Raw genomic sequence first — 14,284 nt, forward strand, 5'->3', positions numbered from 1 at the left:
CGCCCGCCCGCCACCCCGGCCCTGGAGCGACCACCGTCGGAACCCGGGTGACGGGCCTCACTCCCTGGCCGCGCCCATGCTTCGTTCATGGTGGGTTCACACACGCTCGAGCAGGGTCCCTCGCTGCTCCTGTACGACGCGGACTGTGGCTTCTGCCGCCGTTGGGTGGCGCGGTGGAAGCAGCGCAGCGACGGGGGCGTCCGTTTCCTGCCGGGGCGGAGCTGGCTGCTCCTGCTGCTCGGCATTCCCCGGCGGAACATGCGCCGCGCCACGCAGCTGGTGGAGCCCTCGGGACGGGTGACGCAGGGTGCGGAGGCGGTCTTCCGCGCGCTCGCCCGCTCGCCGCGCTGGCTGACACGCGGCATGGCGAAGCTGGGGTTGCTGCCCGGCGTGCTGGGCGTGTCCCAGGCCGTGTACGGCGTCATCGCGCGCAATCGCCGCGCGGCCTCGCGGGTGGACCGCTGGCTCTTCGGGCGCACGGTGGTTCCCCGGGACGGACGCCAGGTGCGCTGGCTCTTCCTGCGACTGGCGGGAGGCGTGTTCCTCATCGCGTTCACCTCGCTGCGGCCGCAGGTGCTGGGGCTGTTCGGGGCTCGCGGCATCCGTCCCGTGAAGGACCTCGTCGAGTCGGACCTGCGCGAGCAACCGGCGCTCGAGCGCTGGAGGCGGCTTCCCACCGTGTTCTGGTTCGACGCCTCCGACGCCGCGTTGCTGCGAGGCTGCCGGGTGGGGCAGCTGCTCTCGCTGGCCGTCATCTTCAATGTCGCGCCTCGGAGCGCGCTCGCGCTGCTGTGGGGCCTGTATCTCTCGTACGCGGCGGTGGGGCGTGAGTTCCTCTCGTTCCAGTGGGATGTCCTGCTGCTGGAGATGGGCCTGCTGTCCGCGCTCACCGCGCCCTCGGGGTTGAGGCCGGGGCTGGGGCGCGCCTCGCCCACGTCGCTGGAGGTGTTCCTCTTCCGGCTGCTCGTGTTCCGGCTCTACTTCGGCTCGGGGCTGAGCAAGTGGCAGTCCGGGGACAGGACCTGGCGTGAGCTGACGGCGTGTCGGCACTACTACGAGACCGCGCCCCTGCCCACGCGGGGTGGATGGTCCGCGCATCATCTGCCCGTGAGCCTGCAGCGTGCGTCGACGGGGGCGGTGCTCGCGCTGGAGGTGGCGCTGCCGCCGCTCGTGTTCGCGCCGCGTCGGCCGAGGCAGCTCGCGTTCGGCGCGTTCTCCGCGCTCCAGCTCGCCATCATGGCCACGGGCAACTACGGCTTCTTCAACGTGCAATCGCTGGTGCTCGGCCTGTGGCTCCTGGACGACGTGAGCCTGAGGCGGATGCTCCCCTTCCTGCGCGAGCCTCCGCCCCCGTCGAGGCGCGGCGCGGGCTGGGGCAAGGTCCTGAGCGCGGGGCTCTTCGGTCCGTTGCTGGTGCTCGGCGCGGCGGACATCCTCCTGCGGTTCGAGCGGAGCGCGCGTCTGCCAGAGCGGGTCCAGCGTTCGCTGTCATGGCTGCACGGGTGCGCGCGTCCGCTGCGCTCGGTGAATCGCTATGGGCTCTTCAGCGTGATGACGGTGGAGCGGCCTGAAATCCTCGTCGAGGGCTCTCGCGACGGCGAGCACTGGGAGCCTTATGGCTTCCGCTACAAAGTGGACGACGTCACCCGGCCGCCCGTGCAGGTGGCGCCGCATCAACCCCGGCTCGACTGGCAGATGTGGTTCGCCGCGCTGAGCGCGCCGCCCAGTTGGTTCATCATGTTCCTGGCGCGACTGCTGGAGGGCTCGCCCGAGGTGTTGTCCCTGCTCGCGCGCAACCCCTTCCCGGACGCGCCGCCCCGCCAGGTGCGCGCGGTGCTGTACGACTACCGCATGACGGACGTGGAGGAGCGTCGGCGCACGGGTGCGTGGTGGACGCGTGAGCGGCGGGGGCTGTACCTCCAACCGCTGGCCCTCGCGCCAGGAGGTCCCTCGCTGGGGGGGGGCCCTCGCCTGCGCTGGTTGGCGCCGGGCGAGTGAACGCCACTGGGTAACAGATGCCCCAGCGGCCGAGGATAGGAACTGGCGGGCTTCCGCGCGGGGTGGCTAGCGTGTCCTGGCGATGTCCACCTCGAGCAGCCCTGTCCCTCTCGTCTTCGGCCGGTACGCGGTGCTCAACCGGCTCGCGGTGGGCGGCATGGGCGAAATCTTCCTGGCGCGACAGGTGGGCGTCAGCGGCTTCGAGCGCCCCGTCATCTTGAAGAGCCTGCTGCCGGACCTGCTGGAGCAGGAGGGCTCGCTGGAGATGTTCCTCGACGAGGCGCGGGTGGCCGGGCGCCTCAACCATCCCAACGTCGTCCACGTGTTCGAGGTCGGCGAGTGGGAGGGCACCTTCTACATCGCCATGGAGTACATCGAGGGCGAGAACCTCGGACGGCTGGCCCGCGCGGCCTCGCGCTCCGGGGCGGCGCTGAGCCCGGGCGTCTGTGCGCGCATCATCCGCGACGCCGCGCTCGGGTTGGACCATGCGCACCAGGCCGTGGATGCCCAGGGCGTGTCACTGGACCTGGTCCACCGTGACATCAGTCCGCAGAACATCATGGTGCGACTGGACGGCGTGACGAAGGTGGTGGACTTCGGCGTGGCCAAGGCGAGCAATCGCTCCACGCGCACGCGCACCGGCATCCTCAAGGGCAAGCTGCGGTACATGTCACCCGAGCAGGTGCGCAACCATCCGCTCGACGGGCGCAGCGACCAGTACGCGCTGGGCGTCGTGCTGTGGGAGCTGGTGACGCACCGTCCGCTGGTGGAGACGGACAACGCTCCCGAGGCGATGCGGCGCATCGCGCTGACGCCCGCGCTCAAGCCGTCGATGCTCGTCGACGGTGTCTCCCCGCTGCTCGACAGCATCATCCTGCGCATGCTGGCCAAGCCGCGTGAGCAGCGCTTCGAGCGCTGCGGCGACGTGGCCCGGGCGCTCCAGCAGTACCTGGATGAGACGCCGCGCGGACCCGAGGACGACGTCGCCCAGACGGCCGAGCGGCTGGTGGGCGAGATGGTCCGCGCGCGGATGCGCGAGTCCAGCGTGGGCCTGGGAAGCCTGCTGCCGCGCGTCTCCGAGTCCAGCGTGACGTGCCCTCGATGTGGACAGTCCACGCGGGGCAGCAGTCGCTTCTGTCCGCACTGTGGCAGCGCCATGGCGGCCATCTCCGGGGGCGTGTCCGGCTCACCGGAGGCGAAGGCACCGCTCGCCACGGCCGAGCCGCCCGCTCCCGGGGGAGATGCCGCGGGCGCGACGCGGACGAGAAGCCTTCGTCCCGAAGGCGCGCGCTCGCAGGACGTCTCGGTGGTCTCCGACGGACAGCTCATCGACCTGGAGGCGCCGCCGACGGAGCTTCACGGCCCTGCCACGGTGACGACGGCCGCGTCCGTGCCGCTGGCGGAGGACGGCCCCGCGGCGACGGTGAGGATGCGGGGGCGCGAGGCCGGCTCCCTCAAGCGCAAGCTGGTCATCGTCACGGTGGCGCTGGAGGGCGCCGAGGCGCTGCGCAAGGCGCTGGGGCCCGAGGAGGGGATGGAGGCCGTGGGCCAGCTGATGGACCTGGCCGCGGCCATCGCCGAGCGACACGAGGCGGAGGTGGTGCAGCTCACCGAGTCGCGCTGGAGCCTGGCGTTCGGCCTGCCCGTGGCGCGTCGGGATGACCCGGCGCGCGCGGTCCGCTGCGTGCTGGAGCTGCTGCGCGCGGTGGAGGCCTCTGGCGTGTCTCCCGCGCCGACGCTGCGCGCGGGCCTGGAGTTCGACGCCGTGCTGGTGAGCGGAGGCGGTGGCCGCGCGCCGTGGCGCGTGACGGGCGTGGGACTGGAGCACTCCGCCGCGCTCGCGCAGGCGGCGGCCCCGGGAGAGGTGCTGGTGGGCTCCGCCGCGAAGGGCTTGCTGGAGGAGGGCGTCCGCTTCGGACCGGAGCGGAGCCTGGCCTCGGGGAGCGCCTGTCGCGTGGAGGGCCTGGGCGGCGTGATGCGTGGCACCCCCTTCGTGGGCCGTGAGGACGCGCTGGTCGCCGCGCGACGGGTGGTGGACGCGCTGAAGGCGGGGCAGGGGAGCGCCCGGCTCTTCTCGGGGGCGGCGGGCATGGGCAAGAGCCGGCTGCTGGAGGCCGTGGCGGAGCAGGCCGCACGCGAGCCGGGGCCGCGGGTGGTGAGGACCAGCGCGGAGGACCTGCGCGGCGCGGGGGCGATGGGGTTGATGCGCTCGGTGCTCACCGGCCTCGCGCGCATGCTGGGCCCCGTGCCCGAGGGGGCGCCGCTCCAGCCGCTCGGCCTGTTGGGGTTGTCCTCGCAGGAGGTCGCCGCGCTCTGGCGACGGTTGTCCCAGGGCGGACCCTCGGGCCAGCTCCAGGCCGCCGATGCCGCGCTGACGGAGACGCTGCTGCGCGCGGCACGTGTCGGCGGGCTGTTGCTGCTCGTGGATGACGTGCACCACGCGGACGTGGCCTCGCTGGAGCTGTTGGTGGCGCTGGTGAGCGCGCCCGGCTCCCGCGTCGCCTTGATGGCCACGACGGCGCAGGAGGCGTTGCCCGTCGCCATCACGTCGCTTCCCCTCTCGGTGCTGGGAGGCATGCCCAGGCCGGAGCTGCGGACCCTGCTCGCCTCGGCCTTCGGCGCGCCCCCGAGCGCCGAGTTGGAGACGCTCGTCTTCGAGCGTTCGAGTGGCAACCCCTCCTTCGCGCTGGAGCTGATGCGGGCCCTCGTCGAGCGCGGCGCCGTGCAGCGGCTGGGCGGCGCCCTGCAGGCCACCCAGCCGCTGGGCGAGGCGGTGTTGCCCGACAGCCTCGGGCTCGCGCTGGGCGCGCGTCTGGACCTGCTGCCGCCGCCGCTGCAACGCTTCCTGTCCCGCGCGGCCGTCGAGGGGGCCGTCTTCTCCGCCGCGCTCGTGCGCGCCTCGCTGTCGGACGAAGTCGTGGAAGCGGACGTGCCCGAGCTGCTGGTGGTGGATGGGTGGCTCACGGAGGTGAAGGAGCGGCCCGGCTGTCTGCGCTTCACGCAGGAGCTGGCCCGCCAGGCCTTGCTGGAGCGGCTGCCCGTGAGCGCGCTGCGCCGCGCGCACCAGGCGCTGGCGGAGGCGCTGGGCAAGGACGCCTTCGCCGCCGAGCCCGCGCGCGAGGTCCGCGTGGCCGACCACCTGCTCGCCGCGGGCGCACCCGGAGCCTCCGCGGCCTGTGAGCGCGCGGGGGAGCGGCTCTCCGCGCGAGGGGAGTGGCGGGCGGCCTTCGACTACTTCCGACGCGCCATGGGCGACTCCCCTGGCGCCACGCCCGCCGCGCGGCTCTGGCAGTGGGGCATGCTGACGCGCGCGTGCACCTGTCTGACGCAGGTGGACCCCGCCTCCGTGGCGTCCATCGCGGAGCCGTGGCTGGGGAGGCTGCCCGACACCGAGGCGCCCGCCGCCCGCGCGGAGCTGGTGCGCCGCATCGCCGCCGCGGAGCTGAAGCTGGGGCAGGTGGCCGCCGCGGAGGCCCGACTGCTGGCGATTCGCGAGGCCGCCGCCACCGAGCCGGAGGTGGAGGCGTGGGTCCTGGGCGAGCACTCCCGGGCCCGCGAGGCGCGGGGGGACATCACGGGCGCGGTGGAGCTCGTCACCCGGGCCTTCCAGCGGATGGGCGGCAAGCCCGCCCGGGCGCCGGACTTCTACTGGGAGCACCTCAACCTGCTGGGGCGCCTGCAGCTGCGCCTCCAGCAGGCGGAGAAGGCCCGTGTCAGCTTCACCCACGCCGCCGAGCAGGCGCGCGCCACGGGCAGCCTCGTGGGGCAGGCGCGTGCGCTCTCCAACCTCGCGGGTCTGCGGGTCCTCGCCGGAGAACATGCGGCGGCCCTCACGGAACTGGAGCGCGCCCTCTCCCTCGCGGAGCAGGCGGGGGATTCACAGGAGGCGGCCCGAATCCACTACAACGCGGGCCGGTTGCTGGGCGCGGGCGGCCAGCTCGCCGAGGCTCGGGAGCGATTGGAGCGCGCTCGGGAGCGCTCCCGAATCGCGGGCTGGCGCGAGGGGGAGGCCCTGGCCACGCAGGCCCTGGGCGCTCTCGCTCCCCGACCCTGAACGGTCCACCCCACAATCCCTGGCAGGTTTCTGGCTTTGGTGCGGTTCATTGAATTCAATGAATTGCTAGACCATGCCCATGCCCGCCTCTCGAAGTCCGATGGCCGTCCCGACGCCCGGTGGCGCGCCCGTGCTCACCGCGGAGGAAGCCGCGACGGAGGTGGGGCACGCGCTGAACAAGGTGCTGGGCGCGTACCGCTTCTATGCGGAGGGCCACGCCGCGCTGGCGGAGGTCCAGCAGCGGCTGGTCGAGTGTGTGAGCCGCTACCACGCGGTGACGGGGGAGGCGGTGGTGCTGCACATCCGCTCCTCGGCGTTGCTGTTGGGGGACGTGGTGCTGGTGGAGTCGGCGTCGGCGAAGGACTCCGTGACGCGGCCGCTCTTCCTGGAGGGCGTGCAGGAGGTGCTGTGGCAGCCGGGTGTGGAGGCGGAGGAGCTGGGGGCGTTCCTGGCCATGTGGCACCGCGCGCTGCAGCGCACGCTGCCGCCGGAGTACGACTTCTACACGTGGTTCTGGGAGCGGGGGTTCGAGGACATCGAGCTCGTCGTCGCGGAGGTGCCCGCCTCGGCCGAGACGGGCGAGTCGGCGCAGACGGAGGCGCAGCTCGCCGAGCGTGAGGAGCAGCTGTTCGCGGACCTCACGCGGCGCCAGTCCTCGGGTTCGGGCCGGCGTCGCCCGGTGGGGCACGACGAGTGGCTCGCGCGCCTGGAGGCGGAGGTGCTGGCCCCCGTCAGCGCGCAGGACCTGGTGCGCTCGGGGGCGCCGGCGTTCGAGGGCGCCAGCGACGCGGAGGTGGCGGAGCTGCGCGCCCTGCTGGAGCGCGAGCGCGGCGGCGTGGGCGTGCATGAGCGGAGCGTGTGGATGGTGTGGGGCCTGCTCGCGGTGTGCCGCGAGGAGGAGCGCGCGGCGCTGCTGGGCTGGATGGAGGAGCTCCTGTCGGGGTTCGTCTCCCATGGCCGGTGGGCGGAGCTGTCGCAGGTGGTGCAGGGCATGACGCGGGATGCGCGCGCGTCCGGGGCCCGCGCGCCGGACCTGTACGCCGTCACGCGGCTTTTCTTCCTGGAGGCGCCTCGCTTCGCGCTCGCCCAGGCCACGGCCCAGCCAGGGGTGCTGCTGCGCGTGCTGGAGCTGTTGAGCGCGCTGCCTCGCGACGCGCTCCAGGGCGCCACGGACCTCTTGTTCGAGCTGCCGTCTCCGGAGGCGCGCGGCGCGCTGGCGAAGCTGCTCGTGCGCCGGGGTGTGTCGCTGGGCGTGCTGGTGACGCGCGCCGCGTCGCTGGGGGAGCGGGACCTGGACTGGCTGCAGTTCCTGCGCGAGGCGGGCCCCGAGGCCCAGCCGCTGACGGCGGCCTTGCTCTCGCACCCCAGGCCCCGGGTGCGCGCGGCGCTGCTGTCGCGGCTCAATCCCCGGGATATCGAGCCGCAGCGCTCGGCGCTCCTGCGGCTGCTGGCGGACCCGGAGGCGGAGGTTCGCGGCGCGGCGCTCGTGTTGCTGGTGCGGCACGGGGTGGAGGCGGCGGTGGGGCCGCTGGTGTCGCGCCTGGAGGTGAAGCTGGAGGCGCGTGAGCGGATGGCGGTGCTGCGCGCGCTCGCGGACCTGGGCGGGCCCCTGGCGGGCGCGGCGCTGCGCACGGCCTTCGAGCGGGAGCAGGACGTGGAGCTCAAGGCCCACTGCGCGCGGTGCATCGGCGTGCTCGGAGACCCCAGGGCCCGGCCGCTCCTGGATGCCGTGGCGAGCAAGCTCTTCGCGCCGCGCGTCCTCAAGCAGGCCTGTCGTGAGGCGCTGGCGCAGCTGGCTCCGGTGGGCTGAGGCGCCTGGGGCGCCAGGTGGGGAACCATGGAGACGGAGTCGAATCGGGACGACGCGGCGCGGGTGGGCCCCAGGTTGATGGGGTTGGTGGTGCGCTGCCTGAACACGGTGTCCCTGCACGACGTGGACAACGCGGGTGTGAAGGAGGGGCTCGAGGAGCTGGGCGCGCTGCTGGACGCGGAGCTGCGAGGGCAGAAGTCGGTGGAGCTGCAGTGCGTGGGCGGCATCCCCTTCCTCAACGGCGCGCGGATGAAGCTGGGCGAGGAGCACCTCGAGATGGCCGTCTCGCTGCGGCGCTACCTGGAGCACCTTCAAGTGCAGGAGATCTCCTTCGGCGCGGGGCTGCGCCGTGAGCACCTGCGCGCCTTCCTGCTCGCGTTCCAGAAGCACCGGCGCGCCCAGAAGCCCCAGGCCATCCTCAACGAGAAGCTGGGCCCCATCCGCCTGCGCGAGGTGCTGTCCTCCCACAACGTGCTCACGCCGCGCGAGGTGATGCTGCGCTACTACGCGCGGCTGGTCGTCCTCCTCAAGCACGTCATCACCAGCCAGTCGCCGGTGCGCGTGGAGCGCTTCCGGCGCGTGCTGTTGCGGCTGGCCGAGGCCTCGGTGGGCCACGAGGCGCTCCTGGTGGGCCTGACGCGCTTCCGGCGCACGGACGTGGACGGGGGTCAGCACGGCGCGGCGGTGGCGGTGCTCTCGCTGTTGATGGCGCGGCGGATGGGGATGTCGCGCGCGCAGCAGCTCGACCTGGCCCTGAGCGGCCTGTTCCATGACCTGGGGCGGGGCGCGTCGACGCTGCCTCCCGAGCAGGAGTTCGACCGGGCCTCGCACGAGCTGCTGGCGCGGCGCGGGCCGCTGAAGACGGCGCTGCGGTTGTTGCAGCGCCCGCTGGACGCGGGCCGGCTGGAGCGCGTGGTGGCCGCGCACGACTGCCTCCAGCCGGCGTGGAGCGGCCCGGTGCAGCGCCCGGTGGGACTGGCGGGGCGGCTGTTGGCGGTGCCGTGTGCCTTCGACCTGCTGACCTTCCCGGCGCCTCCGCATCCAGGGCTGGCGCCGGACACCGCCCTGCGGCTCATCACCCACCGGGCCGGGACGCGGTTCGATGCGCGCGTGGTGCGCCTGTTCACCTCGGTGGCGGGCTTCTATCCGGTGGGGACGCTGGTGCGCCTCTCGGGCGGGCAGCTCGGCGTGGTGATGGATGTCCCCTCGGACGCGGCCCAGGCGGCCAGGCCCCGCGTGCGGGTCATTCAGGGCGCGGGCCGCACGAAGGCGGACTACGTGGTCGACCTCGCGGAGCCCGGCCAGCGGCTGAACATCGTCGCGTCCCTGGACTCCACCGAGAGTGACTTCAACGTCCCGCACTTCCTCTTCGCCTGAGGGCCGCGGAGCCGCTGGGGGCGGGAGGATACCGCCTGTCTGGACGGACGCTCCCGCGCGACGGGGGCCGGAAGCTGTTCGTGGGTATCACCGGAGCCGGCGAGCGTGGTTAAGATGGGCGCTGCTCCCGCCCTCGCTACCGTTGTCGACGCCGCCGTGAAGACGCCGCGCATTCCTTTTCGTTCCGTCCTCCTCGTTGTGCTCCTCGGGCTCCTGAGTGCTTGCGGTCCGACGCCCGGGTCCCTGACCTTCCAGCCGCTGGAGTCCCAGTTCCTGCGCACGCCCGGGCAGAGCGTGAAGCTGGACTACGTCGTCCTCGACACGGAGGGCGAACGCATGCGCGAGCCGAAGCTGCGCTGGACCAGCTCCGCGACGGACGTGGCCCTGGTCCAGGACGGCGTGATGACGGTGCGCAAGTCCGGCAAGACGGTCATCGGCGTGACGGGCGGCAAGGTGCGCGAGGCCCTCAACCTGGACCTGGTCATCCTCAACTCGCTCGACGTGCGCGCCCCGGGCGCGGACTTCCTGGAGGTGGGGCGCACCATCAAGCTGCGCGTGGTGGCTCGCAACGAGCAGGGCGCGTCGCTCCAGAACGTCACGCCGGAGTTCCGCTCGTCCGACGAGTCGGTGGCGAGGGTGGAGGACGGGCAGGTCGTCGCGGTGAAGCCCGGCTCGGCCACGGTGAGCGCGAGCCTGGGACACCTGGCGCGGCACATCGCGGTGCAGGTGGTGCCGGCGGACTTCGCGAGGCTCGGGCTGAACCTGACGCATCACCAGTTCCAGCGGCGCGGGCAGTCGGTGTTGCTGCTCGCGCGGGCCTTCAACCGCAACGGCGTGGTGCTCGACAGCGTGCCGCTGGAGTGGTTCACCTCGGATGCGTCCGTGGTGTCGGTGTCCAAGGATGGCCGCGTGACGGCCGTGGGCCCTGGGCGCGCCGTCGTCTCGGTGGTCGCCGGTCGTCGCCGCTCCGCCGCGGAGTTCGTCGTCCCCTGAGACTGTCGCGGGCGGGCACGGGGAGCGGACTCCCACGTGCCCGCGAGCGGCGACGACTCAGCGGCCTACCGCTTCGGCGCGGGAGGCTTGGGGCCCGGCTGCTTCTGCCGGGGGCGCTTGCCCTTCTTGTCCAGGTCATCCGGGCAGGGCGGACGGGGGCCGTCGCTCGGCGGCTGGATGGTGAACTCGACGCGGCGGTTGAGCGCCATGCCCTCCTCGGTCGCGTTGTCGGACAGCGGGCGGCTGCGCCCGAAGCCCTGCGAGCACACGCGCTCGGCCGCCACGCCCGTCTCCACGAGGAAGCGCATCACGCTGGCCGCGCGACGACGTGACAGGTCCAGGTTGTACGCGTCGCTCGCGCGAGCATCCGTGTGGCCTTCCACCAGCACGCGGTCCATCTCCGGGTTCTCGTTCATCACCCGGGCGACCTCCTCGAGGATGGGGAACGACTCCGAGAGGATGACGTCCTGGTCGGTGGCGAAGTTCACCTGCTCCAGGATGACGATCTTGTTCTTCTCCCGGCGGGCCAGGGGGCACCCGTGGCGGCCGCGGCCACCCGCGGGCTCGTCCGGGCACCGGTCGAGTCGGTCCACCACGCCGTCGCTGTCGCGGTCCGTGTCCGGGCAGCCGGCGTTCTCCACCGGGCCGGGCACGTCCGGGCACTTGTCTCCCGCCCCAATCACGGAGTCCCCATCCGGGTCGACCGGGGGCGGGGGCGGGGGGGGCGGCTCGGGCGGCTCCTTGAAGCGCTCCAGCGCCTCCCACTCGCGCGTCTTCGCCGGAATCCAGATGATGGACGTGAAGAAGCTCAGCGTGGGCGAGGCCAGCGAGCACCCGCAGCCCGCGCCACCGCCGAAGGTGAACGTCACGCCGGTGGAGCTGTACCAGCGCAGGCCGATGAGCAGCTCCGCGGGAATCTGCCGCTCCGCGCCGGGGGCCTTCTTCAGGGCCACCGCGCCGTTCACGGCGCCGAGCGCGGTGATTCCGCTGCCGCGCAGGATGGGGACCTCGGCGCCCAGGCCGAAGGGCGCCATGTCCCCGAGCGCCACGCCGTCGAAGACGCGGTCCGGCCGCTTCCAGAAGCCGCCGTTGAGCGCCAGGAGGATGCCGTTGCCGAAGCGGTAGTCGAGCACGAGGCCCGGTGCCCACGTCAGCTCGCCATCCCCCGCGAACGCGTCCTGCGCGCCCGTGGGGAAGCTCACGTTGAGCGTCATCGCGGCGCCCCAGCCCTTGCCCTCGGCGGGGCGGCGCATGCCGGGGATGGCCACCTTGCCGGTGAGGCGCAGGTCGCCGAGCACGAAGCTCTCCACGCTGCCCTCGGTGCCGATGACCTCCAGGTTCTGTCCGCCCTGCGCGAGGATGAGCGGCAGGTCCACGCCGAACTCGCCCCAGTCGAACAGGCCCACCATGGCCATGACGTCCAGTTGGAGGCGGTTGCCGACGAGGCTGATCTTCTCGAGGTCTCCGCCCTCGGGGACGAGGGTGAGGGGGTTGAGCGAGTAGCTGAAGTAGGGCCCCGCGGCCACGGACAGGTGCGACAGCGGACGGGACTGGGTGACGACGACCAGGTCCTGGGGCGCGGCGGACGGGCGGAACAGTTGGACGTCGAAGCGGGCGTCCGGCTGGGCGGAGGCGATGCTGGCCCCTCCCAGCGCCAGGAGGAGGAGGGGCAGATGGAAGGGTTTCATCGGACGCGGCGGTGGGAGCGCAGGAGCAGCAGGCCCGCGGCGAGCAGGAAGAGGATGGTGGCGCTGCCGGCCGGGGTGGCGTCCTCGGTGGTGCCGCAGCAGAAGGCGCCGCCCTGAGGGTCGGTGCCGGGCTTGCGACGGCCGCGCTCGCACTGCTGGGTCTTCGCGGAGCAGTGCTGGACGCCGAGGCAGTCGTTGCTGTCTTCGCAGGACTCGGAGCAGGTCTTGTTCGCGGTGTCGCACGTCCCGCCGCAGGGGCAGTGGGCGTCGGCGAAGCACTCCACGCAGGCGGCGCCGTCGCAGACGAGGCCCGCGTCGCACGTCACCGCGCAGGCGCCGGCGTTCTCGCAGGTGCGGGTGGTGGGGTTGCACTGGCCGCTGCCGCAGTCGTCATTGTTGCGGCAGCCCACGCAGGCGCTGTTCTGGACCGAGCCGTCGGAGAGACAGAAGGGTGCGTCCACGTCGCAGGCCTCGCAGCGCGAGCCGCAGTGTCGGTCGGTCGTGCAGGAGCTGCATTCACCGCTGAGGCAGAACAGGCCGTCGCCGCACTCGAGGTCGGTGCGGCACTGGACGCAGACCTGGCCGTCGAGACAGAAGGGGCGCTCGCCGGGGCACTTGGCGCAGGCGGGGCCGCAGGCCTCGGCGGTGTTGCACTCGGGGATGGCGGCGACGCAGGTGCCGTTGAGCGGGTCGCACTTCTGGCCCTCGGCGCACTGGTCGTCGGTGGTGCACTCCACGCACGAGGGCGAGGCGCCGGGCGTCAGGGCCGCGCACTGGGTGCCGTTGGGGCAGCAGTTGCAGGAGTTGCCGGCGCAGGCGTCGTTGGTGGCGCAGGGGCCGCACTGGTGATTGCCGCAGACCTCTCCGCGAGGGCACTGCGAGTCATTGTTGCACTCGCGGCACTCGTGGATGTCGGTCGCGCAGACCTGACCGTTGGGGCAGTGGGCGTCCTCGGTGCAGGGCACGCAGGTGGCGGTGGGCTCGTCGCAGACGGTGCTCCCCGGGCAGTCGCTGTCATCGTTGCAGCCGGAGCACTGGTTGGTCGCGAGGTCACAGCGGCCGGTGTTCGGGCAGTCCTCGTCGCCGTTGCATCCGCGGCACGTGTTGTCGGTCAGGTCACAGCGGCCGTTCGGGCACTGTGAGTCCTCCGTGCAAGCCACACACTGGGTGACGCCGTTGAGGTTGGCGCAGTAGGGGGAGGAGGGGCCACAGCGGGTGCAGGACGCGCCGCAGAAGAGGGCGGAGTCGCAGGGTGCGCAGAGCGCAGCGCTGTTGCAGTAGTAGGAGGTGCCGCAGGTGCTGTTGCCCTGGGAGTTCACATCCGCGCGGTTGCATTGTTCGCAGCGATTGGGCGAACCGGCGTAGGAAGGAAGGCCGTTCTCCGTCTGGAAGAACTGCGCGGGCTGGAGCAACTGGAAGCCCGAGTTGTAGAGATTGATGATGGGCGCTTGATTCGCGGCACGCTCGAAGTCAGTGAACGCTCCCGTACGCATGGACAGCTCAAGCGCAGCGTGCTCGCTGACCTGGGCGTAGATGATCTCCACGGCGTAGAGCCCCGGCACGGTGAAGGTGACCGAGTTCGTGGTTCGCCATGTCGGGAGACCAAGCTGCGGGGGGCGATTGATGACCGTATAGGATTGCGTTCGGTCGTAGATGACGAGACTGATGGCATCGTCAGCGTAGAAGCCGAAATGCAGTACCTGGCCAGCGAGGCTTGAAGGGATATTCAGGTACCCGCGAAACCGCGAGACGAAGGGCGTGGTGTCATCTTCATCGTTGATGACGTTGAAGCTGCATCCGCCAACCGAGCATCCCGGTAATGTGGCTTGCCCCTCGAAATCGCCGTAGCTCAGCGTTCGGCCGTCGTTGAGGTTGTTGGATAGATCGAACGGCGTACGGAGTACGGTGGTGACTCGACTCTGCCTGCTCGCCGGCTCCTCGAAGAACCCGTTGATGACGTCGATGTATGTGCCCCGACTCTGGGGGAACTCATTGACGGCCCTCGTCCACACATTGGACGCGACACACAGGCCCTGTCCGTTCTCGTTCAGTGCGGGGACGATGGGCGGCCCGGAGACGACGACGTCAGGTAGCTTCTGGCCCCAGGCAGGGAAAGCCAGGAGGCACACCGATAGGACGGCGAGCGCGAGCCGCTCGATACTGAACAAGGGGGATTTCAAGGCGGGGGCCAGCATGCTGGAACCCTCTGACAAACTCAAATCCCCGGACACACGGGCCATCAAGCGAAGATGTGACGTGGCAGGTCAGGTGTTCCCAAGATGACCTGAGCCTCAACTCCGGCGCGGATGTGTCAGATAACCGGAAGAGTTGGAAAGTCCCGCCTCCTCGCGTGTGCGCACGAAT

General features: G+C 71.9%; 7 protein-coding genes. 5 read left to right on the top strand and 2 right to left on the bottom strand.

The window, feature by feature from the left end; all coding sequences use genetic code 11:
- Positions 1 to 87 precede the first annotated feature (87 nt).
- From K8640_RS26290 to K8640_RS26310, 5 genes are all read left to right on the top strand, one after another.
- Positions 88 to 1,998, top strand: a complete 1,911-nt coding sequence (locus K8640_RS26290) for a lipase maturation factor family protein (RefSeq protein WP_223749578.1) — start codon at positions 88 to 90, stop codon at positions 1,996 to 1,998.
- An 82-nt stretch (positions 1,999 to 2,080) separates the two neighbouring features.
- Positions 2,081 to 6,052, top strand: coding sequence for a serine/threonine-protein kinase (locus K8640_RS26295; protein ID WP_223749579.1), 3,972 nt, complete (start codon positions 2,081 to 2,083; stop codon positions 6,050 to 6,052).
- Positions 6,053 to 6,152: 100 nt separating this feature from the next.
- Positions 6,153 to 7,862, top strand: a complete 1,710-nt coding sequence (locus tag K8640_RS26300; protein WP_223749580.1) for a HEAT repeat domain-containing protein — start codon at positions 6,153 to 6,155, stop codon at positions 7,860 to 7,862.
- A gap of 27 nt (positions 7,863 to 7,889) precedes the next feature.
- A complete protein-coding gene (locus K8640_RS26305) occupies positions 7,890 to 9,239 on the top strand; it encodes an HD-GYP domain-containing protein (protein ID WP_223749581.1) in 1,350 nt (449 codons plus the stop codon).
- Between the two features lie 156 nt (positions 9,240 to 9,395).
- Positions 9,396 to 10,232: an Ig-like domain-containing protein gene (locus K8640_RS26310; RefSeq protein WP_141325697.1), complete on the top strand. Its 837-nt coding sequence runs from the start codon at positions 9,396 to 9,398 to the stop codon at positions 10,230 to 10,232.
- A 65-nt stretch (positions 10,233 to 10,297) separates the two neighbouring features.
- Here K8640_RS26310 and traB read toward each other — a convergent pair whose 3' ends face one another.
- Entirely contained in the window at positions 10,298 to 11,920 is a 1,623-nt protein-coding gene (gene traB / locus K8640_RS26315; RefSeq protein ID WP_223749582.1) for an outer membrane exchange protein TraB, read from the bottom strand.
- Positions 11,917 to 14,160, bottom strand: coding sequence for an outer membrane exchange protein TraA family protein (traA, locus tag K8640_RS26320; protein ID WP_370640392.1), 2,244 nt, complete (start codon positions 14,158 to 14,160; stop codon positions 11,917 to 11,919). The genes traB and traA overlap by 4 nt, the downstream gene beginning before the upstream one ends.
- Positions 14,161 to 14,284 lie beyond the last annotated feature (124 nt).

The sequence above is a fragment of the Myxococcus sp. XM-1-1-1 genome, from assembly GCF_020037095.1.
In the GTDB taxonomy this organism is placed as follows: Bacteria; Myxococcota; Myxococcia; order Myxococcales; family Myxococcaceae; genus Myxococcus; species Myxococcus fulvus.